The sequence below is a fragment of the Roseovarius litorisediminis genome (genome assembly GCF_900172295.1).
In the GTDB taxonomy this organism is placed as follows: domain Bacteria; phylum Pseudomonadota; class Alphaproteobacteria; order Rhodobacterales; family Rhodobacteraceae; genus Roseovarius; species Roseovarius litorisediminis.
Map to the genome: position 1 here is coordinate 335,095 of NZ_FWFL01000001.1, position 19,574 is coordinate 354,668.

The following is a 19,574-nucleotide window of genomic DNA, read 5'->3' on the forward strand; positions in this document are numbered from 1 at the left end:
TCAGATGACTTGCGTCGGGCGGGCAGGGTTGTTATCTGGCCTGAATAATTCCGATCAATTTGATCGGATAACCATGAGGCCGAAGTGCAGCTCGAGACTCCAAGACTTGAGATCAGGAACCTGACCCGCCGCTATGACGGGCGCGTTGTTGTTGACGATGTGTCGTTGCGGGTGGGGCCGGGGCAGGTGACCTGCTTGCTGGGGCCATCGGGCTGCGGCAAATCCACGACATTGCGGATGATCGCGGGCGTCGAGATGCAGGACAGCGGCGAGATCTGGGTGGATGGCAGCCTGATTTGTGACACTGTTTTCCGGGTTCCTCCCGAACGGCGCCATATTGGTTTGATGTTTCAGGATTTTGCGTTGTTTCCGCATCTGACTGTCGGCGCGAATGTGGCGTTCGGCCTGTCAGGCGATAAGACGGAAATGGACAAGCGGGTCCTGGAGTTATTGAAGCGCGTCGGCATGGGACGCTTTGTTGACAGCTATCCACACGAGCTGTCGGGGGGCGAGCAGCAGCGGGTTGCGCTGGCGCGTGCACTGGCGCCCCGGCCACGGATAATGCTGATGGATGAACCGTTTTCGGGGCTGGATAACCGCTTGCGCGATGGTATTCGCGATGAAACGCTTGATATCCTGCGAGAACAGGATACGGCGGTATTGCTGGTAACCCACGAACCGGAAGAAGCAATGCGCATGGCGGATGAAATTGCGTTGATGCGGGATGGGCGGATTATACAGCAAGGTGCTCCCTACAACATTTATAACGCCCCGGTTGACCGAGATTCGGTTGCATTCTTCAGCGACATCAATGTGATCCGCGGCAGGGTAGAAGGATCTTTGGTGCAGACGGCTTTTGGCCAGTTTCTGGCACCGGGCGCGCATGAGGGCAACGAAGTAGATATTGTCATCCGGCCGCAGCACATGAAGATAGATTTTGACCGTCAGGGCCGGGGCCCCGACCCAACCATCGAATACGGAACTGCCGCAAGGGGTGTGGTGAGGCGCGCAAGATTCATGGGCAGTGAAAGCCTGATCGAGTTCAAGATGGACCACGATGGGTCAACCCTGCGCGCAACTGTGCCAAACGTTTTTCTGCCCAGCCCCGGGAAACCTTTGTGGTTGATGATCCGCAGGGACCGGTGTTTTGTCTTTCCGGTTAAGAAAGACTGAAGAAGTCAGGCAAAAATCTACGTTCTTGCAAAAAAACACGCCCTTGTTTCTGGCGCGCCCGAATCCGATCAAGCGTTACGCCCGGCCAGACGAACTGGCGCTGGAAAACCGATTATGGGCTGCGCATCAGCGGCATCGAAGCAATTCACGCGTTGATTGCGATGGCATCGCCATCGCTCACAGTCATTGCAGGGGGCTTCGCGCCGGTTTAAACGGTATTAAAAATCGGTCCATCAGAAGATTTTTGTTAATTTAAACCGGGTGATGGCGCTTTGGTTCTTTCAACCTGCGCGTTGACGGATTAGATACGGTTGACGAAATTGCCGGGGCCGACCAAAACTGGCCCCGACATAGGGAGAAGATGACATGTTGAATAATATTGGCCTGCCGGGCCTTCTGCTTATCGCAGTTGTGGTGCTGGTGCTTTTTGGACGCGGCAAAATCTCATCGTTGATGGGCGAGGTCGGCAAAGGCATCACCTCGTTCAAAAAGGGCGTGGCTGAAGGTACCAAAGAATTGGAAGACGAAGCGACCGACGCTGCGGATGCGGCCAAGGACGTGACGCCCGAAGACGAAAAAGACAAGGCCTGAACCTAGATGTTCGACCTTGGCTGGACCGAGCTGCTGCTGATCGGCATCGTGGCGTTGATCGTCGTGGGGCCAAAAGATTTGCCGGGTATGTTCAAGACCCTGGGCAAATTTATCGGCAAAGCCAAAGGCATGGCGCGTGAGTTCAGCCAGGCTATGAATGACGCTGCCGACAATTCGGGTGTCGGCGATATTCAGGATACGCTGAAAAAGGCGAGCAATCCGCTGAATTCTGCCTTGGACGATGTCAAGAAAGCCACAGACAGCTTTACCAAGCAGACTATGGAAAGCGGCAAACCCAAGCTTAGCGAAGAACGTCAGGCACAGGCCGACAAGATCCGCGAAAAGGCCGCTGAACTGGCGACCGAGCGTAAAGTGGCCGAAGATGCAGCCAAAGCTGAAGCGGCCAAACCTGCTGCTGAAAAGCCCGCCACCAAAAAGCCTGCTGCGAAAAAAGCGCCTGCGCCCAAGCCTGCAGCCAAAAAGACAGCGACGAAAGCGCCGGCAAAGGCCGCACCTCAAAAAACCACGGCCAGGAAAACCGCTGCTAAAAAGAAGACTGAGGGCAAAGCATGAGTTCTCCGGATAACATTGAGGACAGCAGCGCACCGCTGATCGAACATCTGGCAGAACTGCGCACAAGGCTGATCCATTCTGTTGTCGCTTTCATCATCGGTATGGTGATCTGTTTCACCATCTGGAACCCGATCTTCAATTTTCTGACCCATCCGCTGTGCTCGGCAATGATGGAACGCGGCCAGTCCGATTGCGGGCTGATCCTGATCAAGCTGCAGGAAGGGTTCTTTGTCGCGATCTCGATCTCGCTTCTGGGGGGGCTGGTGCTATCCTTTCCCTACATTTCCTACCAGATGTGGCGGTTTGTGGCGCCGGGTCTGTATAAATCAGAAAAAGGTGCGTTCCTGCCGTTTCTGGTAGCTTCGCCGTTCATGTTTTTCCTGGGCGCAAGCTTTGCCTTCTACGTGGTCACGCCGCTGGCTTTTGACTTTTTCCTGGGCTTCCAGCAGGCCGGATCTCTTATCGGCGAAGACGATGCAAAAAGCGGCGGGATCGCTGCAATTGCGTTTCAGGGGTCTGCGCAGGAATATCTGCGGCTGACGATAAAATTCATCGTGGCCTTCGGTCTTTGCTTTCAATTGCCTGTTCTGCTGACCCTGATGGGTAAGGCCGGACTGGTCAGCGCGCAGGGGTTGCGCAGCGTTCGCAAATACGCGGTTGTTGGCATTCTTGTGCTGGCCGCGTTGGTTACGCCTCCCGATGTTATCACTCAGGTGATCCTGTTTGTGGTCGTCTACGGTCTTTATGAGGTCTCGATCCAATTGGTGAAGCGGGTTGAAATCAAGCGCGAGGCCGAGTTGCGGGCGCAGGGCCTATGGGTAGACGACGACGAGGACGAAGACCCCATGACCGCTGACTTTGGTGAAGATGAGGCCGACGAAGGGGCCAAGTCGTGAGTGAGGCCCTGGAACGGATTGCCGACGCGCTGGAACGGATGAGCCCGGCGCCCCTGGCATCCCCAGATTTCAATGCCGCTGATGCCTTTGTCTGGCATGTGGACCCCGACCGCTTGCAACCCGTGCCCGACGTCAGCCGGGTCGAGATGTCTTTGCTGGTGGGGATCAACCGGGCGCGGGACACGCTACTGGAAAACACGCTGCAATTTGCCAGGGGGTTGCCCGCGAATAACGCACTGCTTTGGGGCGCGCGGGGCATGGGAAAATCTAGCCTTGTGAAGGCCGTGCATGCCGCTGTGCGGGCCCAGGGACTGGGGTTGAAGATCGTCGAATTGCAGCGTGAAGATCTGCCAAGTGTCGGTCGGCTGCTGAACCTGTTGCGCGAAAGCGGTGAACGTTTCTTGCTGTTTTGTGACGATCTGTCGTTCAGCCATGACGACCAGCATTACAAATCGCTTAAGGCGGTTCTGGATGGCGGAATCGAGGGGAGGCCGGAAAATGTGGTGTTTTATGCCACGTCTAACCGCCGCCACCTGATGCCGCGTGACATGATCGAAAACGAACGGTCCAGCGCGATCAGCCCGTCCGAGGCGGTCGAAGAAAAGGTTTCATTGTCAGATCGGTTCGGGTTGTGGCTGGGTTTCCATCCTTGTGATCAGGACGAATACCTGGCGATGATCCGTGGCTATTGTGATGCCCACGGTGTCAGAATTGACGATGACACATTGCGCGCCGAGGCCATCGAATGGCAGGCAACGCGCGGATCACGGTCCGGTCGGGTGGCCTGGCAATACTTCACAGACCTTGCCGGACGCAAGGGTGTGGCGATCTGATCCAAAGCAGACGAAACGCCTATTCCGTCATCTTGATCGTCAGTTTCACGTTTCCATACCATTTTGCGACCGCCCGAATGTCCGAATCGCTGAGATCGGCGGCGATATCCGACATGATTTCATGCTTGCGTTTGCCAGATCGAAACGCCTTGAGCTGCGTTTCGATATAGATGTTGGACTCGCCCGCGAGATTGGGAACATCTTCGGCCCGGCCCATGCCATCTTCGCCATGGCAACCCGTGCAGCCCTCAGGGGCAAAGGCGGCGATAACACCCGGCGCAAGAGTTGCGGTGGCCTGTTGCGCACTGTACCAGGCGGCAAGATCGGCAATCTGGCTATCGGTAAGGCCCTTTGCCACAACACTCATCATTTCATGCTCACGAGTCCCGTCGCGAAACGCGGTAAGCTGCGAAGCAAGATACGGGGCCGGCTCGCCGCCGATATGCGGTGCGATAGGGATTTTGGCAAACCCGTCCACCCCATGGCAGGTACGGCATTGGCCCGATATCTGTCGGCCTTGCTCGGGGTCCCCGTTCAGGACCTCCTGGGCAAAAGTAACCCCGGCGAGGAAAACCCCGCCAAGGGCTGTGATGATGATCTGTTTCATTCGCCGTAACTGATCCTGTAGATTGCCCCGGCCAGATCGTCCGAGACAAGGATCGAGCCGTCTCGCAATTCGGCGATGGCAGCTGGACGGCCAAGATATTCGCCGTTTTCATTCAGCCAGCCTTCGGCAAAAGGCTCGGACGTGGCATTGCCCTCGTCGTCAATGAAGGTCACCATGACCCGCGCGCCAACAGGTTCGGTGCGGTTCCACGATCCATGCTGAGCCGAGAAAATGGCGTTCTTGTATTTGGCCGGGAACATTTTACCGTCATAGAATTCCATACCCAGATCGGCGGCGTGGGCAACCATCTCAACGGCTGGCATGACAACTTCAACAGGGACTTCTTGATTCTTGTACTCGTTCGTCCGAACACTGCCACCGCCATACCACGGATGTCCGAAATGCTGGCCCATGGCGGTCTGGCGGTTCAATTCGCCCGGCGGGATATCATCCCCCATGCCATCCACCTGATTATCGGTGAACCATAATTCCCCTGTGACGGGGTGAAAGTCATGCCCGACCGAGTTGCGCACGCCGTAGGTATAAACCTCGCGGCCTGTGCCATCGGTATTCATGCGGATGATGCCGCCAATACCCTTTTCCTTGTAAAGTGCCAGCTTTTCGGGGGGAGAAACGTTGAAGGGCTGACCAAGAGAGATATAGATCTTGCCATCTGGTCCGATTTTACAGACTCGTGCCGTATGGTTGAAACTTTCCTCGGATGCCGGGATCAGATCGCCCTGCGCCACCAGGTTGAAAGCCGCCACATCGGGGCTTTCGTAAAAGAACTCTGCTGCGGGGAAAAGAAGTACGCGGTTTTGCTCGGCAATATATAAAAACCCATCCTTCGAGAAACACGGCCCGTTGGGGATGGTAAAATCCAGTGACGGTGCGAAATCCTTGACCTCGTCAGCAACACCATCCTTGTTGCGATCGGTGACGGACCAGACTTTGTCTTTGCGGGTGCCAACGAAGGTCACGATGCCCTGCGGCCCCACAGCCATGTTGCGGGCGTCGGGGACAACTGCATAAAGCGAAATATTAAAGCCGGGGGGCAGGGTAATGCGCTCAAGTGTTTTCTTGATTCCATCTGCGTAAGGGCCCGATTGATCAACAAAGGTGAAATCGGTCACGCCTGTGGTCTGAAAACTGGATAGTTTTTCCAGGTTGTCTGGAACATCGGCTGACTGTGCCGATGCCATTCCAACGCCCAGTGCCAGCGCAGCAGTTAACGTCCATACGCGTTTCATGTTTTCCTCCCGAATTGATTTAGTCACCCGGAAATAAAACGTCGTGCGCCGGTTTCTTGTCAATCGCTACCAAGGTCGGCGGCAATACAGCATTTCGCCCTGTACACAGGGCGAAATGCTGTGGTCGTAAAGAAATGGGCCAAACCCGCCTGCGAGGGAAGAATCCCTCCGGATCTCTACCAGAACATCCGGTGGTCCGATGGGTTTTGATCAGCCCAGATAAGGTATCGGATCCACACTGTCGAAGCCTTCGCGTACCTCAAAGTGAAGCGCGGCCGTGCCCGAACGCCGGATTTCAGCAAGCTTTTGCCCGCGCTTTACCGAATCCCCTTTTTTGACCGCCAGATTGCCTATATTGGAATAGACCGTCAGCAGGTTGTTGGGATGTTTGACCACGATGATCGGAATACCATTGGTGTCTTCCGTGATCGCGGCGACAACGCCGTTCGCCGCTGCCTTGACCGCTGTACCCGGGTTGGCCGCGATGTCGATACCATCGTTCTTGCCTTTGGCATATTCGCGGATGATGTCGCCGCGCACCGGATAGGCCATGCGTGAATTGCTTGCCACTGTCTGGGTCGTGCCCAGATTTGGAGCGCTTGATTTCACCGGCGTTGATTTCGGAACGGTTTTTTCCGCTGGCAAAGGCTTGCTGGCGCTTGGTGGTGTCGGCGTAAGTGATCCCGCGCCCGGCGGTTCGACTGCCTGAACTTCAGCAGAATCAAACGGTTTGACCTGCTCACCCGGAGGCGCCACCGGGATCAGCAAATACTGACCTTCGCGCACCGAGAAATCGCTACCCAACCCGTTCCACTCGGCAAGGCTGCGGATCGAGACGTTGTATAGACGCGCGATGGTAAAGGCGGTTTCGCCCCGTTCCACCCGGTGACGGATCGGCTGGATCCCGACTTGCGAACTGGGGGCAAGGGTTGTGGTTTCAACTTTGTTTGCATCAGCTTTTCTGATGGCGCCATCGGCCAGTGTGGTTATGTCGACACCTGCCGGGGCGTGAATCGGGCCGCCGGCAGGTTCAGAGACACGGCCGGGCAGGGCAATGATTTCTCCGTCGCGCAGGGGGTCACCTGTCTGGATGCCGTTGTAACGGGCCAGGGCCTGCGGATCAGCGCCAATCCGCGCCGCCAGACTGGCCAGATTATCGCCGCGTTGTGCCACGGCAACCTGATAGCCCGGATAAGAGATTATACCACGCGCGTCCGGTTCTGGTCGGTCGGAAACTGCGTTGCGGGCTGCGGCGGCGGTGCTGGGGGCATTGCCAAAAGCACCGCGAAAGTCCAGATCAATCGGCTCGCTACAGGCGGTAACTGCCATCAGCGCTGTGCTGACCACCAGCAACCCAGGGCGAATATGGAAGGTCATCTCGATCATGTCCTCATAATTTGCCCCTTGTTTTCGGGGCTTTGTTTCTACTTCAGATCCTCGTTACGCTAACCGTCACGCCCCAGCCCTTCGACAAGGGGCACAAACCGTACCGGTCGCAATTCGTCATAGTCGAACCCCGTCTCGTGCCGCGTTACACGGATCAGGCTTTGAACGGCATCTGACTGTCCGACCGGTACCACCATGATACCCCCGATTCTGAGTTGCGCCAAGAGTGGCCCGGGTGGGTCTTCGGCAGCAGCGGTAACGATGATGCGGTCGAACGGCGCCTGATCCGGCAGGCCAAAGCTGCCGTCGGCGGTAAGGGCGGTAATATTTGTCAGGTCCAGTTCCTGAAAAATCGCGCTGGCCTCGGTCACAAGGCGTTTGTGACGGTCGACCGTATAAACCCGTCGCACAAGGTGGCTTAGAATGGCGGCCTGATATCCAGAGCCGGTCCCCACTTCAAGAACCTTGTCTCGCGGGGTGAGTTTCAGCGCCTGTGTCATCAGCCCCACAACCGAAGGCTGGCTGATCGTCTGACCGCAGGCAATCGGCAGTGGCATATCCTCGTAGGCGCGGTCAGTGAAATAGCCACGTATAAACGGACCGCGGTCAACCTTTTCCATCGCCGTAAGAACCCGCGCATCTGTCACCCCTTTCGAGCGCAGCGCAAACAGGAACTGCATCTTGCGTTCGGCGATATCGTCTGCGTCTTCGGTCATTCGATAGCTTTCAGCAGCTCCAGCGCGTCATGCGCCGTAAGATCGGCCCGCATCGGTGTGACCGAGATGTAGCCCTGCAGATTCACGTCCGCGTCCGAACCGGGCATGGTGGGCTGCTGTTGCGGCGCACCTGTGACCCACAGGAAGCGCCTTCCCGAGGGCGAATCGTGCGGCTGAACACCAAAGCCCATGTCGCGGCGAAATCCCTGAGGGGCGGCGCGCACGCCTTTGACCTCGTTTGCAGGCACCGGCGGGAAGTTGATGTTATAAAATATGCCGTAGTCGTCTTTGGTCCACACCCCCTTGTCAAGCAAGGTACGCAGGGTTTGTAACCCGTGCATTCGGGCGGCCTCAAAGGTGTCGTCAATGTCCCTGTTGGCAGGGCCGTAATATTGGCTGAGGGCGACGGCGGGTATGCCCTGCAGCGCGGCTTCCATTGCCGCGCCGACGGTACCCGAATAGACAGCGTTTTCCGCCGAATTGTTGCCCCGGTTGACACCCGAAAGCACCAGATCGGGCAGGGTGCCTTTCATGATGTCATGCACACCGGCAAGCACGCAATCTGCCGGGCTGCCCTGGGTGGCATAACGGCGTTCGCCCATCTGGCTGACCATCATCGGCTGCGTAAAGGAAATGCAGTGTCCGACGCCCGATTGCTCAAACGCGGGGGCCACGGTCCAGACTTCACCATCCGGACCCGCAAGTTCGGTGGCAATCTGATGCATCACCTCAAGTCCCGGAGCGTTGATACCGTCGTCATTGGTGATGAGAATACGCATTTTTTCTTCCCTGACTGCCCTTGCTCCTGTCTATCGCTGCGGCGGTCCAGCGGCAAGCACCGCAATGGCTTTGGGGCCGGGATGGCTCAGAATGAAAGGTTATTCAATGGTATCAAGCAACCGGCGCGCTTCAGCGCGCGGATCGGCCAACGGGTTGCGATCCTCGCCGGGGAAAAATCGAGCACGTGTGGCGGTCGGCATGGGCGCGGGCGAAAGGATGTGAACACGCGGGCCGGTTTTTACGGTTTCGGCCTGCCAGCTTCGGGCCACCGCGATCTGTGCGGCTTTGGTGGCGCCGTAGGCGGCAAAAAATTTGGCCCCCGCTGTGGTGGCATCGTCAAAGAATAGCGCTTTACCGCTAACCCCCAGCAACGGCGCGATGAAAGGGATCAGCTGGCCCGTGGCGGTGATATTGGTCGCTACCGATTTTGCCCAGTCCTTGGCATCAAGATGCGCGGCCGGTGTCAGCGGGGCGGCATGGATTGCGGTATGTGCCCAGATATCAACCGCGCCCCAGCGATCAAAGATCGATCGGCAAAGCTGCGCCATGGCATCCATGTTGGTAATATCCATCGGTGCCAGTGTGGCCTGCCCCCCGGCCGCCTGAATGCGGTCATCCAGCTCTTCCAGCGCACCAGTGGTGCGGCCGACGGCCACGATATGATGGGTTTCGGCAAGGATTTCTGCCAAAGCAGCCCCCAGACCCCGCGAGGCGCCGGTGACAAGGGCGATTTTTAAGTTGTTTTTATCGGTCATAATGCGGCAAATCCCACCAGTGGGCATAATAATCAAGGGCATTCGCTTGACTTTTTTGCACGTGCAGCGAAAAAGTTACGCAAATTAAACAAATCAAAGGACGCAAGCCAATGCGCAATACTGTTCTAGCCAAGGCCGTCATCGGTCAGGAAACACTGCTACGTAAGGCCGGCCTTGTTCTGGGCGGCTCGTTCTTCATTGCGCTGGCTGCTCAGGTCAGTGTGCCGTTCTTTCCCGTACCGCTGACGCTACAGACACTGGCCATCCTGATTGTTGGCCTGACCTTCGGCTCGCGCCTTGGGGCGGTGACCCTGCTGGCCTATCTGGCCGAGGGCGCCATGGGTCTGCCGGTGTTTGCCAATGGCATGAACGGCGCAGCCCTGATGGGGCCGACCGCCGGTTTCCTCTTTGGCTTTGTCGGCATGGCGTATCTGGCCGGTCTTGCGGTTGAAAAGGGTCTGGCGCGCGGTGTTGTCACGACAGCCGTCTGCGGCATCGCCATTTCGGCGTTGCTGTATGTGCCCGGTCTGGCGTGGCCTGCGGCGGTTCTGGGCAAGAGCATGCCCGAACTGTGGACCTACTGGATGAGCCCCTTCCTGCTGGGTGATGCTGTCAAAGCAGTGATTGCCGCGATGGTTGTCGCCGGTGGCTGGGCTACAATGCGCGCGCGCAAGGGCTAAACCCTGTGCATATTGGGTATATGGCGCCGTCCCTCAGGGGGCGGCGTTTTTCGTTTCGGTGTGCAGATCGAAAAGCGCCTGTTCACATAGACCCAGATCCAGCCACTGGCAGCCGCTGCAGAGATTTTGCAACGCACCGGGTGGCACGCGTTTTACAATGCGCCGCTTGGCCTCGGCCCATGTCAGGCAGGTGCCCGAGAACAGGCCAAGTGCGCGGGCATGACGGGAATCCAGTGCGGCGATCTTTTCCTGCGCATCACATATCTGCCCACGGCGTTTGGGGCATGGTGCGCAGATGTCATCGGTGGCGCCTGTCACTTCGATCAGGGTATCGTCACCACCGGGCGCGCGCAGACCTTCCACCACGATGCGCGCCATGTTGGCGGTAAAGCCATCGGAATAACCTTTGCCCTGAAAACCCAGCGAGCAAAGAAAGTGGTGCGGACGGAACGTAACGGTTGGAAGGGCCATGTCAAAGGCCTTTTGGTGGAAAAACGGCCCGTTTGTCAATCACCGGGCAGGGTAAGCTTGCGGGTCTGACCAGATTCAGACAGAACCATGACGCCTTCGTCGATTGCAACCACCATTGCGCCGTCGACCCAATCGCCAATGGTAACGTTTTGAACCTTGGTAGCGCCGACACGCACAAGGGCGGACACGCTATCGGGTTTGATAATCGTGCCCAGCAAGGCCAGACGCGACGCTGGCAAAGCATCATGGAGCGTTGCTGTAAGCAGCGTTTCCCTCGGGGTATCTGTGTTTTGTGACAACGGGATTTCGCCTGATATCTCTGCCGGAACCGCAGGGTGCGCTCCGGTGCAGAAAAGGCAGGTATCAACGCGGCATGGGAAAGAAAAGCAGGTGTTAAGAGTATCGGCGAGAACTTGCTGCAACGCAGCATTGCATCTGCAGCGTTCCGTTTGGCAACGTCAGTAAAAGTTATTCGGCGGCTTTTAGTTGGAACCCGTTTTCAATCATATCAGACGGCGCAACCGGGTATTCCCCCGAGAAACATGCATCGCAATATTGCGGGCATTTTGCATTGCGTCCCTGTGCCTCGCCCACAGCGCGGTAAAGCCCGTCAAGCGAGATGAACCTGAGGCTGTCGACCTGAAGGTGATCGCGCATTTCATCCTCGGACATGGTGGCGGCCAGAAGTTTTTCACGTTGCGGCGTGTCGACCCCGTAAAAACAGGGCCAGGCGGTGGGCGGCGAGGCGATACGGAAATGGACCTCGGCGGCGCCGGCATCCAGAATCATTTCCTTGATCTTGCGGCTGGTCGTTCCACGCACCACACTGTCATCCACCAGAATAACGCGTTTACCCTGAATAAGGGCGCGGTTCACATTCAGCTTGAGACGCACACCCATGTTGCGGATCTGTTCGGTCGGTTCGATAAAGGTCCGGCCCATATACTGATTACGGATGATCCCCATGGCATAGGGAATGCCGCTTTGCTGGCTGAAACCGATCGCCGCCGGGGTGCCGCTGTCGGGCACGGGACAGACAAGATCGGCGTCCACGGGGCTTTCCTTGGCCAGCTCCACACCGATCTGGCGCCGGTTTTCGTACACCGAACGGCCGCCGATGATGGAATCGGGGCGCGAGAAATAGACATGTTCGAAGATGCAAAAACGGGGCAACTGGCGGCGAAAGGGAAAGTGGCTTTCGACGCCCTTATCCGACACCACAACCATCTCGCCGGGTTCTATCTCGCGCACGAACTTGGCGCCGATGATATCCAGCGCGCAGGTTTCCGAACTAAGCACCCAGCCATCGGCAATCTGACCCAGAACCAACGGGCGCACGCCCAGGGGATCACGCACGCCGATCATTTTGGTCCGCGTCATGGCCACAATCGAAAACGCTCCTTCAACCCGGCGCAGCGCATCTTCCATCCGTTCAGGGATGGTGCGCTGCAAAGAGCGGGCCATCAGATGAATGATACATTCACTGTCCGAGCCTGACTGAAAGATCGAACCGCGTTCGATCAGTTCTTTGCGCAGGGCAACGGCATTGGTGATATTGCCGTTATGGGCGATTGCTGCGCCGCCCATTGAAAACTCGCCGAAAAACGGCTGCACGTCGCGGATCTGCGCCGGTCCTTTTGCGCCTGCCGTGGAATAACGCACATGGCCGATGGCCAAAGGCCCCGGCAGCGTTTCCATCAGCGACTGTTTGGTGAAATTGTCGCGCACATAGCCAAATCGGCGGGCGGAGTTAAAGCCACGCTCGGGGTGATGGCAGACGATGCCACCGGCCTCCTGGCCGCGGTGCTGAAGGGCGTGCAGCCCGAGCGCCACAAAGTTTGCTGCATCAGTAACGCCAAGAACGCCAAAGATACCGCACTCTTCTTTCAGTTTGTCATCGTCAAAGGGGTGCGCGGGGGGCATCTGAATGGACAAGGCGGGGCAGCTCCGAATCCGAGTTATATCGATTGCCCCCCTCTTAAGGGGTCAGCCTGCCTATGTCACGAAACTATCGCAAAAACTTGCCTTGCGGAACCTTCTTACAGGCCCTTGTCACAGGACCCGACAAGTTCTTCGTATTGCTCGGTGATCCAGCCAAGCGCCTGTTCGGGGTTGCCGCTGTTGATGCTGTCGGTCATTCGCGCAAACACACGGGCCGAGCGACTGTCGTCAATTACCTGGATATTTTGCGATGAAATGACTGTTTCGTAGACGAAATAGGCAATTGCCACCAGCAGAACGCCACGCGCCACGCCAAAGATAAAACCCAGCCCCTGGTCGATTCCACCAAGTGCCGAGCGCTGCACTAACGACGAAAACAGCGGGGTAATCAATGAGGCCACAATCAGTGCAACGGCGAAAACCACGGCAAAAGCCGCGATCATCGAAAGCTCGCAACTGTCGGCGATGAATTCGCCTGCAACGGGTATTTCCTTGACCAATGGTTCAAGCTGTGGCGCAAAGATAAAGGCCACGATCCCGGCGGCAACCCAGCCAGCAATGGCCAGCGCCTCGCGGACAAGACCGCGTGAATAGGCCAGAAGGGCCGACAGTACGATGACCAGCGCCACCACGCCGTCAATGATTGTGAAACCTTCCATATGCCTCTTCCTGTCCCATGGCGCGTTTACCCTGCGCCGAAAATGTCACCTACAAACGCGGTCAGATCACCCATTTGCATAAGTTTCAGGCCGCTGCTACCCACCGATTTTCCACCGGAAGGTGCGATTGCGGTTGTGAAACCAAGTTTTTGCGCTTCTTTCAACCTGTTTTCGGTCTGACCCACCGGTCTTAGGGCACCAGACAGGCTGATTTCGCCAAAAACCACCGTATCGGCGGGCAATGCCACGTCTTCGCGTGCGCTCAACAGGGCGGCGGCAACAGCCAGATCAGCGGCGGGCTCGGAAATTTTCAGGCCGCCCGCGACATTCAGATAAACATCCAGGCCCGCAAAGGGGATTCCACAGCGCGATTCCAGTACAGCCAGAATCATCGCCAGTCGCGCGCCATCCCAGCCCACAACGGCGCGGCGCGGTTGTGAATGCGGGGTGGGGGCGACAAGCGCTTGCATTTCAACCAGCAGGGGACGGGTGCCCTCAATGCCGGAAAACACGACCGACCCGGGGCTGGGATCGCCGCGACCTGACAGAAACAGGGCCGACGGGTTGGCGACCTCGGCCAATCCGGACCCTGTCATTTCGAACACGCCAATTTCATCGGCCGGGCCAAAGCGGTTCTTGACGCAGCGCAGAATGCGAAACTGATGGCCGCGTTCGCCTTCAAAATATAGCACTGTGTCGACCATATGTTCGACCACGCGGGGCCCTGCGATCTGCCCCTCCTTGGTGACATGGCCAACAAGGACCACGGACGTCCCTTTGCGTTTGGCAAAACTTGTCAGTTCATGGGCGGCAGCACGGACTTGTGAAACACTGCCGGGCGCACTTTCCACCGCGTCGGACCAGACAGTCTGAATCGAATCGATAACCACAAGGTCGGGCTTCTCGGCTTCCAGTGTGGTCAGGATATCGCGCAGCGAAGTCGCGGCGGCCAGTTTTACAGGCGCATCGGCAAGACCAAGACGGGCGGCGCGCATTCTTACCTGCGCACTGGCCTCTTCACCGGATACATAAAAGGTTTTCAGCCCGGCCTGGGCGAACCGGGCGGCGGCCTGCAACAGCAGCGTGGATTTGCCGATACCCGGATCGCCCCCCACCAGGATGGCACTGGCCGGAACCATGCCGCCACCCAGAACACGGTCAAGTTCGTTGATGCCGGAATTGGTACGCGGCGGCGGGACCTCCTGCGCCGACAGATCGGTAAGCTGGATGGCGTTGCCGCGTTTTGAGCCCAGAGACTTTGACGCAGGTCCGGTGGAAAGTGGCGTATCTTCAACAATGGAATTCCATTCACCACAGGCGTCACAGCGCCCCGACCATCTGGTATGAGCCGCGCCGCAGGCCGTGCAGGAAAAGGAAACGCTTTTCGCCATAGCCAGCGTGATGCCCCAAGCACGCGTCAGCGTCAAACCCAGAATTCAACAGGGCCGAGTGGTCAAAGGCGGTAGGTCAGATATGAGAGTCGGTGGTTTCGTTTGTTTCGCTTTGGGCGACAATCCTTTGTGTCGTCGCCGATTTTTGCGTGAAATGACCTATAAAAACAGAAACCAGAATGCAGGCAGTAAACAGATATAGCCCCCAGGCCGTTTCAACCCGGCCCACACCAATGCCTTTGGACAGGGTGATATAGACCGCGACCAGAAAAACATCTGCCATCGCCAGCTTCCCCAGGATTTGCAGCGCCGGCAGCACCTTGCGGCGCAACAGGCCAAAGTGAATGAGCGCCAGACCGATGGTTTTAGCATAGGGCGCGAAGAGCGCCAGGAACGTCACGACCAGCGCAAGAAAGACATCCGAATCCCACAGGCTCTGCAGGCCCGAGATGACGCTGATTTCGTTCAGGCTGAACAGCGGCAACCAGCCTGCGCGAATAAGCGGCGCGAACCACGAGATGGGGAAAAGGACAAGCAGCGCTAGGTTGGCGAGTTTGAGCATCGGACCCTCATGATAACGATCAACCTCACCTAAAGACTGCGCGCGGCGCACGCAAGCAAGGGGCGTAAGTGTAAACCATTTGAACGACGCGAAGAGCTCTAACTGACGAACCGCCCCGCGCGGATTCAAGGCCGCGGCCCCCGCAAATCGGGTATGCCAAAGGCATGATTTCGGTATGACCGGCCCCCGGCACGGCGATTTGGCCAGGGTTCGCACAATGATTCGATATTTTACGATTTTGGCTGGTTTAAAGCGGCGGAATACTAACGACCGATCGCCATAGCGCGTCCCGTTGATGCTCGTCTCCAACGGCAACAAAAGCTCAAAATCGCGCGTATGCCCGGCATTTCAAAGCGTAATTCAGTAGGCTCTGGCGACATTTCCGCCCCCTTCGGAAAGGTCTATCTCACCGCTTCAATCGGCCCCTCAGCCCTGCCGTGGATGAACTGATCAAGGTAGGGATCGCCGGAATTGTCGATCCGCGACACCGGGCCGGTCCATTTGATCACGCCGTCATGCAGCATGGCGATGTTGTCGGCGATGGCGCGCACCGATGTCATGTCGTGGGTGATGGTCATGGCGGTGGCGCCCATCTCGGTTACGATCTCGCGGATCAGTTCGTTGATGACGCCTGCCATGATCGGATCAAGGCCGGTGGTCGGCTCGTCGAAAAAGATGATCTCGGGTTCGGCGGCGATGGCACGGGCTAGGCCCACACGTTTCTGCATGCCACCTGAAAGCTCGGACGGAAACAGATCGGCCACATCGGGTTTCAGCCCGACCCGGCGAAGTTTTTCAATGGCGATCTCGCGCGCCTCGGCAACGGGGCGTTTCAGCGATCCGCGCAGCAGACGGAAGGCGACGTTCTGCCAGACGGGCAGGGAATCAAACAGCGCGCCCCCCTGAAACAGCATGCCAAAGCGGGCCAGAAACGCATCCCGGTCGCCTTTTGTCACATCCTTTCCATCCAGCGAAATCATGCCGCTGTCGGGTTTGATAAGGCCAAGGATACATTTAAGCGCCACGGATTTGCCGGTGCCCGAGCCGCCGATAATCACCATCGAGGTGCCGGATTCAATCGTCAGATTGATTCCGCGCAGAACGTGTTTGCTGCCAAAGGCCTTATGGACATCCTTGAGTTCGATCATGCCGAGAAAAAGAGCTCCGTTAGCAGGTAGTTCGAGGCCAGGATCAGCACCGATGCGGCGACTACGGCGGCCTTGGTGGCGCGGCCCACGCCCTGCGCGCCGCGGCCCGAATTCATTCCGTGATAACAGCCCATCAGCGCCACGATAAAGCCAAAGGCCGCCCCCTTGATCAGGCCCGAGACCACATCCCAGGTTTCCAGAAAGTCCATGGTGTTGTGCAGGTAGGTGGCGGCAGAGAAATCAAGCCGCCCGACGCCCACCAGAAAACCGCCCATGATACCCAGCACATCGCCCACGCCAACCAGTACCGGCACGGCCAGGGTGGCGGCCAGTACCCGGGGCAGGGTTAGGTATTTCATCGGATTGGTCGACAGGGTGGTCAGCGCATCGATCTGCTCGGTCACCTTCATGGTGCCAATCTCTGCCGCGATGCTTGAGGCCACGCGCGCTGCAACCATCAGGCCGCCCAGAACCGGGCCCAGTTCGCGCGTGAGGCCAATGGCGACAATCGACGGCACTACGGTTTCGGCATTGAAGCGCGAGCCACCGGCGTAGATCTGCAAGGCCAGCGCGCCACCGGTAAAAAGCGCGGTCATGCCGACAACGGGTAGCGACAGCCAACCGATCTGCATCAGAGCATGGCTGAATTCACGCGCATAAAACGGCGGGCGCAACAGGTGGCTGATGGTATCAACGGCAAAGAGCGCAATCCGCCCGATAGAGGCAAGCCAGGACAAAACATGGCGCCCGATGGCGGCGAGGAAACCAAGGGTCAAATTCATCCGTTTTGATACCGCCGTTTGTAACGCGTGCCCAGTGATGTCAGGATTTCATAACCGATGGTGTCGGCATTGTCTGCCAGCGTGTCAACTGATTGGTGACGCCCCAAAAGTTCCAATGATTTAGGGGTATGATCCAGGTCGGTGATATCAACGCCTATCATGTCCATCGAGATGCGACCCGCAACCGGGCATTTCTGGCCCCCTGAAAAAAGCTGGGTTTTGGGGCCCATGGCGCGGATGATGCCATCGGCGTACCCCGCGGCAATCGTTGCGATGCGGGTTTCGCGGGTGGCGGTAAAGGTGTTGCCATAGCCCACGGTTTCGCCCGGTTCCAGTTTGCGGGTCTGGATGACCGGTATGTCAAGCGTGACCACCGGTTGGGCATCGACGAAGGGCAGACCACCATAAAGGCCGATCCCGGGCCGGGACAGATCAAAGTGGTAGGGCTGGCCCAGCAGAATGCCGCCGGTATTGGCCAGAGACCGCGGTACGTCAAGGCCATCGCTCATGTCGTGGAAGGCTGCAAGCTGTTGCGCGTTCATCGCATGATCGGGCTCGTCAGCGCAGGCAAGGTGACTCATGATCAGGGTAGGGGCCTGGGCAAGGGCGATCTCGCGCACGGCGGCCCATTCGGCGGGCTCCATGCCCAGGCGGTTCATCCCGGTATCCAGTTGCAGGCCGAACGGATGTTTCGGCAGCGCCTCGACATGGCGGATCATCTGATCCAGCGAGTTGATCATCGGGGTAAGCTGAAGGTCCCCGATCATGTCGGCATCCCCCGCCATATGTCCCGAAAAGATGTTGATTGCCGGGCCGGGGCCCAGCGCCAGGCGCAGGGCGGCGCCTTCTTCGGCGGCGGCGACAAAAAAGGTGCGTACACCGATGTTGGCCAGCGCCCGGCCGACGCGGTCGGCGCCCAGACCATAGGCATCAGCCTTGACCACGGCGGCGGTCTCGCTGTCGGTCATGGCGTTAAGCGCCCGCCAGTTGGCGATGATGGCGTCAAGGTGGATTGTCAGGTGTGCAGTACTCATGCGCTGCGTTTTGACATGGCTGGCGCGGGGGTCAAGGGGAAAGACCGGTGGCGCTTCCGGAACGAGCAACGCGGCGCCCAATTTGATGCCGCTCTTGTCGGGAAAAGGCACCCGGCAACGGTTTGGGGCGACGATGACCCGATAGGATCAAAGCGGGGCCTGCCGCCGGGCTTGATGGCGGTCTTTTCCGTTCCTTAGACCGACAACCGGGCCGCATGGGCCCCACGTTCACGGTACGGGGTCGTGTCATAATGGGCGCGGTAACATTTCGAGAAATGCGAAGGGCTTGCAAAGCCACAGGCCAGAGCGACGTTGATAACCGTCATGTCCGTCTGCATCAGCAGGTTGCGGGCCTTTTGCAGCCGCAACTCCATATAGTAGCGCTTGGGCGACCGGTTCAGGTAGCGGCGGAACAACCGCTCAAGCTGTCGGGTCGACATGCCCACATTCTTGGCCATGATAGACGGGCTGATCGGTTCTTCGACATTGGTCTCCATCATCTGGATGACCTGGCTCAGCTTGGGGTGGCGTACGCCGATGCGCGTGGGCACAGACAGGCGTTGTGTATCCTGATCGGTGCGGATCGAGGAATAGATCAGCTGATCGGCCACCAAATTGGCCAGTTTTTCACCATGATCGTCGGCTATCAGTTTGAGCATCAGGTCGATGGAGGATGTGCCGCCCGCAGTTGTCATCCGGTTGCCATCAACCACAAAGATCGATTTTGTCAGTTCAACCTCGTCAAACTCTTCGCTGAAACTGTCGTGGTTCTCCCAGTGGATCGTCGCCCGTTTACCATCCAGCAGGCCCGCCTTGGCCACGCTATACGCCGCCGTGCACAGCCCTGCAATCTTCAAACCGCGCCGGGCTTCGCGCCGTATCCAGCTTAGAATTTTTCTGGTTGTCGCGGACTGCACATTGATGCCGCCACAGATCATCACCGTATCGTCGCGGCGCAGCTCTTCAAGGTCGATATCGACCTTGAATTCGGCCCCCGCAGAACAGGTAATCGATTCCCCGCCTTCACCGGCAAGCACCCATTCATACAGTTTTGCATCAGCCATCCGGTTGGCAATCCGCAGGCTTTCCACGGCTGCAGCAAAGCAAAGCAGCGTGAAGTTATCAAGCAACACAAACACAAAACGCCGCGGCGCCTTGGGGGCGGTTATCTTTATTGTGTGTTTTTCTGGTTGCATTAGTGCCGAATCCTTAGGGAGTGCGCCCATTCTGGCCTGATTCAGGAAGCAGTTGCAAATAGCAAGGGCCCAGGCAGGAAATTGCGAAATTTCAGGAACATCCTATATAGCCTCTTGCGGGCTGCTTTAGTATAGACGGGGCTCAGATTT

22 protein-coding genes are annotated in these 19,574 nt (G+C 57.9%); 6 read left to right on the forward strand and 16 right to left on the reverse strand.

The window, feature by feature from the left end; all coding sequences use genetic code 11:
- Window positions 1-84 precede the first annotated feature (84 nt).
- The 5 genes from PEL8287_RS01555 (at window position 85) to PEL8287_RS01580 (ending at window position 4,066) form a co-directional block, all read left to right on the forward strand.
- Window positions 85-1,173: an ABC transporter ATP-binding protein gene (locus PEL8287_RS01555; protein WP_085890592.1), complete on the forward strand. Its 1,089-nt coding sequence runs from the start codon at window positions 85-87 to the stop codon at window positions 1,171-1,173.
- A gap of 366 nt (window positions 1,174-1,539) precedes the next feature.
- Entirely contained in the window at window positions 1,540-1,764 is a 225-nt protein-coding gene (locus tag PEL8287_RS01565; RefSeq protein ID WP_085890594.1) for a twin-arginine translocase TatA/TatE family subunit, read from the forward strand.
- 6 nt (window positions 1,765-1,770) lie between these two features.
- The gene (tatB, locus tag PEL8287_RS01570) at window positions 1,771-2,337 is read left to right on the forward strand and encodes a Sec-independent protein translocase protein TatB (protein ID WP_085890595.1); all 567 of its coding nucleotides are present in this window, start codon (window positions 1,771-1,773) and stop codon (window positions 2,335-2,337) included.
- Window positions 2,334-3,233, forward strand: coding sequence for a twin-arginine translocase subunit TatC (gene tatC / locus PEL8287_RS01575; protein ID WP_085890596.1), 900 nt, complete (start codon window positions 2,334-2,336; stop codon window positions 3,231-3,233). Before tatB ends, tatC begins: the two co-directional genes overlap by 4 nt.
- Window positions 3,234-3,271: 38 nt before the next feature.
- Window positions 3,272-4,066: an ATP-binding protein gene (locus tag PEL8287_RS01580; protein ID WP_085890955.1), complete on the forward strand. Its 795-nt coding sequence runs from the start codon at window positions 3,272-3,274 to the stop codon at window positions 4,064-4,066.
- Window positions 4,067-4,085: 19 nt separating this feature from the next.
- Here the strand turns inward: PEL8287_RS01580 and PEL8287_RS01585 are convergent, their stop codons facing one another.
- The 6 genes from PEL8287_RS01585 to PEL8287_RS01610 all read right to left on the reverse strand — a co-directional run bounded on the left by PEL8287_RS01585 (window position 4,086) and on the right by PEL8287_RS01610 (window position 9,560).
- Window positions 4,086-4,673, reverse strand: coding sequence for a c-type cytochrome (locus tag PEL8287_RS01585; RefSeq protein ID WP_085890597.1), 588 nt, complete (start codon window positions 4,671-4,673; stop codon window positions 4,086-4,088).
- Window positions 4,670-5,923: a PQQ-dependent sugar dehydrogenase gene (locus tag PEL8287_RS01590; protein ID WP_085890598.1), complete on the reverse strand. Its 1,254-nt coding sequence runs from the start codon at window positions 5,921-5,923 to the stop codon at window positions 4,670-4,672. The genes PEL8287_RS01585 and PEL8287_RS01590 overlap by 4 nt, the downstream gene beginning before the upstream one ends.
- Window positions 5,924-6,133: 210 nt before the next feature.
- On the reverse strand, window positions 6,134-7,309 hold the full coding sequence (locus tag PEL8287_RS01595) for a peptidoglycan DD-metalloendopeptidase family protein (RefSeq protein WP_085890599.1): 1,176 nt from the start codon (window positions 7,307-7,309) through the stop codon (window positions 6,134-6,136).
- A gap of 59 nt (window positions 7,310-7,368) precedes the next feature.
- Window positions 7,369-8,025, reverse strand: a complete 657-nt coding sequence (locus tag PEL8287_RS01600) for a protein-L-isoaspartate(D-aspartate) O-methyltransferase (protein WP_085890600.1) — start codon at window positions 8,023-8,025, stop codon at window positions 7,369-7,371.
- Window positions 8,022-8,804: a 5'/3'-nucleotidase SurE gene (gene surE / locus PEL8287_RS01605; RefSeq protein ID WP_085890601.1), complete on the reverse strand. Its 783-nt coding sequence runs from the start codon at window positions 8,802-8,804 to the stop codon at window positions 8,022-8,024. Before surE ends, PEL8287_RS01600 begins: the two co-directional genes overlap by 4 nt.
- A 99-nt stretch (window positions 8,805-8,903) precedes the next feature.
- Complete coding sequence (locus tag PEL8287_RS01610) at window positions 8,904-9,560, reverse strand: SDR family NAD(P)-dependent oxidoreductase (RefSeq protein WP_085890956.1); 657 nt, start codon at window positions 9,558-9,560, stop codon at window positions 8,904-8,906.
- 110 nt (window positions 9,561-9,670) lie between these two features.
- Here PEL8287_RS01610 and PEL8287_RS01615 point away from each other — a divergent pair, with 110 nt between their 5' ends.
- Complete coding sequence (locus PEL8287_RS01615; protein WP_085890602.1) at window positions 9,671-10,240, forward strand: biotin transporter BioY; 570 nt, start codon at window positions 9,671-9,673, stop codon at window positions 10,238-10,240.
- 33 nt (window positions 10,241-10,273) lie between these two features.
- On the opposite strand, the gene PEL8287_RS01620 is transcribed toward PEL8287_RS01615, so the two are convergent.
- From PEL8287_RS01620 to PEL8287_RS01670, 10 genes are all read right to left on the reverse strand, one after another.
- Window positions 10,274-10,711 (reverse strand): DUF1284 domain-containing protein, encoded by a 438-nt coding sequence (locus PEL8287_RS01620; RefSeq protein WP_085890957.1) that lies wholly within the window; start codon window positions 10,709-10,711, stop codon window positions 10,274-10,276.
- A 35-nt stretch (window positions 10,712-10,746) separates the two neighbouring features.
- Window positions 10,747-11,010 (reverse strand): pilus assembly protein PilP, encoded by a 264-nt coding sequence (locus PEL8287_RS01625; RefSeq protein ID WP_139837663.1) that lies wholly within the window; start codon window positions 11,008-11,010, stop codon window positions 10,747-10,749.
- Window positions 11,011-11,179: 169 nt separating this feature from the next.
- Entirely contained in the window at window positions 11,180-12,634 is a 1,455-nt protein-coding gene (purF, locus tag PEL8287_RS01630; RefSeq protein WP_139837684.1) for an amidophosphoribosyltransferase, read from the reverse strand.
- Window positions 12,635-12,750: 116 nt separating this feature from the next.
- Window positions 12,751-13,311 carry a CvpA family protein gene (locus PEL8287_RS01635; RefSeq protein ID WP_085890605.1) on the reverse strand — a complete coding sequence of 187 codons (561 nt, stop codon included), beginning with the start codon at window positions 13,309-13,311 and terminating at the stop codon, window positions 12,751-12,753.
- A gap of 26 nt (window positions 13,312-13,337) precedes the next feature.
- Complete coding sequence (gene radA / locus PEL8287_RS01640; protein ID WP_085890958.1) at window positions 13,338-14,702, reverse strand: DNA repair protein RadA; 1,365 nt, start codon at window positions 14,700-14,702, stop codon at window positions 13,338-13,340.
- 76 nt (window positions 14,703-14,778) lie between these two features.
- A complete protein-coding gene (locus PEL8287_RS01645; protein WP_085890959.1) occupies window positions 14,779-15,264 on the reverse strand; it encodes a paraquat-inducible protein A in 486 nt (161 codons plus the stop codon).
- Window positions 15,265-15,665: 401 nt separating this feature from the next.
- Window positions 15,666-16,412, reverse strand: coding sequence for an ABC transporter ATP-binding protein (locus tag PEL8287_RS01650; RefSeq protein ID WP_085890606.1), 747 nt, complete (start codon window positions 16,410-16,412; stop codon window positions 15,666-15,668).
- Entirely contained in the window at window positions 16,409-17,194 is a 786-nt protein-coding gene (locus tag PEL8287_RS01655) for an MlaE family ABC transporter permease (protein WP_085890607.1), read from the reverse strand. The genes PEL8287_RS01650 and PEL8287_RS01655 overlap by 4 nt, the downstream gene beginning before the upstream one ends.
- On the reverse strand, window positions 17,191-18,228 hold the full coding sequence (gene alr, locus PEL8287_RS01660) for an alanine racemase (protein ID WP_085890608.1): 1,038 nt from the start codon (window positions 18,226-18,228) through the stop codon (window positions 17,191-17,193). The genes PEL8287_RS01655 and alr overlap by 4 nt, the downstream gene beginning before the upstream one ends.
- Before the next feature lie 194 nt (window positions 18,229-18,422).
- Window positions 18,423-19,424 (reverse strand): GlxA family transcriptional regulator, encoded by a 1,002-nt coding sequence (locus PEL8287_RS01670; protein ID WP_085890610.1) that lies wholly within the window; start codon window positions 19,422-19,424, stop codon window positions 18,423-18,425.
- Window positions 19,425-19,574: the final 150 nt, after the last annotated feature.

Excerpts from the sequence above, each read along its gene's own strand:
- PEL8287_RS01565 (WP_085890594.1), top strand. The coding sequence starts at position 1,540 with ATGTTGAATAATATTGGCCTGCCGGGCCTTCTGCTTATCGCAGTTGTG.
- tatB (WP_085890595.1), top strand. The coding sequence starts at position 1,771 with ATGTTCGACCTTGGCTGGACCGAGCTGCTGCTGATCGGCATCGTGGCG.
- tatC (WP_085890596.1), top strand. The coding sequence starts at position 2,334 with ATGAGTTCTCCGGATAACATTGAGGACAGCAGCGCACCGCTGATCGAA.
- PEL8287_RS01580 (WP_085890955.1), top strand. The coding sequence starts at position 3,272 with ATGAGCCCGGCGCCCCTGGCATCCCCAGATTTCAATGCCGCTGATGCC.
- PEL8287_RS01585 (WP_085890597.1), bottom strand. The coding sequence starts at position 4,673 with ATGAAACAGATCATCATCACAGCCCTTGGCGGGGTTTTCCTCGCCGGG.
- PEL8287_RS01590 (WP_085890598.1), bottom strand. The coding sequence starts at position 5,923 with ATGAAACGCGTATGGACGTTAACTGCTGCGCTGGCACTGGGCGTTGGA.
- PEL8287_RS01595 (WP_085890599.1), bottom strand. The coding sequence starts at position 7,309 with ATGATCGAGATGACCTTCCATATTCGCCCTGGGTTGCTGGTGGTCAGC.
- PEL8287_RS01600 (WP_085890600.1), bottom strand. The coding sequence starts at position 8,025 with ATGACCGAAGACGCAGACGATATCGCCGAACGCAAGATGCAGTTCCTG.
- surE (WP_085890601.1), bottom strand. The coding sequence starts at position 8,804 with ATGCGTATTCTCATCACCAATGACGACGGTATCAACGCTCCGGGACTT.
- PEL8287_RS01610 (WP_085890956.1), bottom strand. The coding sequence starts at position 9,560 with ATGACCGATAAAAACAACTTAAAAATCGCCCTTGTCACCGGCGCCTCG.
- PEL8287_RS01615 (WP_085890602.1), top strand. The coding sequence starts at position 9,671 with ATGCGCAATACTGTTCTAGCCAAGGCCGTCATCGGTCAGGAAACACTG.
- PEL8287_RS01620 (WP_085890957.1), bottom strand. The coding sequence starts at position 10,711 with ATGGCCCTTCCAACCGTTACGTTCCGTCCGCACCACTTTCTTTGCTCG.
- purF (WP_139837684.1), bottom strand. The coding sequence starts at position 12,634 with ATGCCCCCCGCGCACCCCTTTGACGATGACAAACTGAAAGAAGAGTGC.
- PEL8287_RS01635 (WP_085890605.1), bottom strand. The coding sequence starts at position 13,311 with ATGGAAGGTTTCACAATCATTGACGGCGTGGTGGCGCTGGTCATCGTA.
- radA (WP_085890958.1), bottom strand. The coding sequence starts at position 14,702 with ATGGCGAAAAGCGTTTCCTTTTCCTGCACGGCCTGCGGCGCGGCTCAT.
- PEL8287_RS01645 (WP_085890959.1), bottom strand. The coding sequence starts at position 15,264 with ATGCTCAAACTCGCCAACCTAGCGCTGCTTGTCCTTTTCCCCATCTCG.
- PEL8287_RS01650 (WP_085890606.1), bottom strand. The coding sequence starts at position 16,412 with ATGATCGAACTCAAGGATGTCCATAAGGCCTTTGGCAGCAAACACGTT.
- PEL8287_RS01655 (WP_085890607.1), bottom strand. The coding sequence starts at position 17,194 with ATGAATTTGACCCTTGGTTTCCTCGCCGCCATCGGGCGCCATGTTTTG.
- alr (WP_085890608.1), bottom strand. The coding sequence starts at position 18,228 with ATGAGTACTGCACACCTGACAATCCACCTTGACGCCATCATCGCCAAC.
- PEL8287_RS01670 (WP_085890610.1), bottom strand. The coding sequence starts at position 19,424 with ATGCAACCAGAAAAACACACAATAAAGATAACCGCCCCCAAGGCGCCG.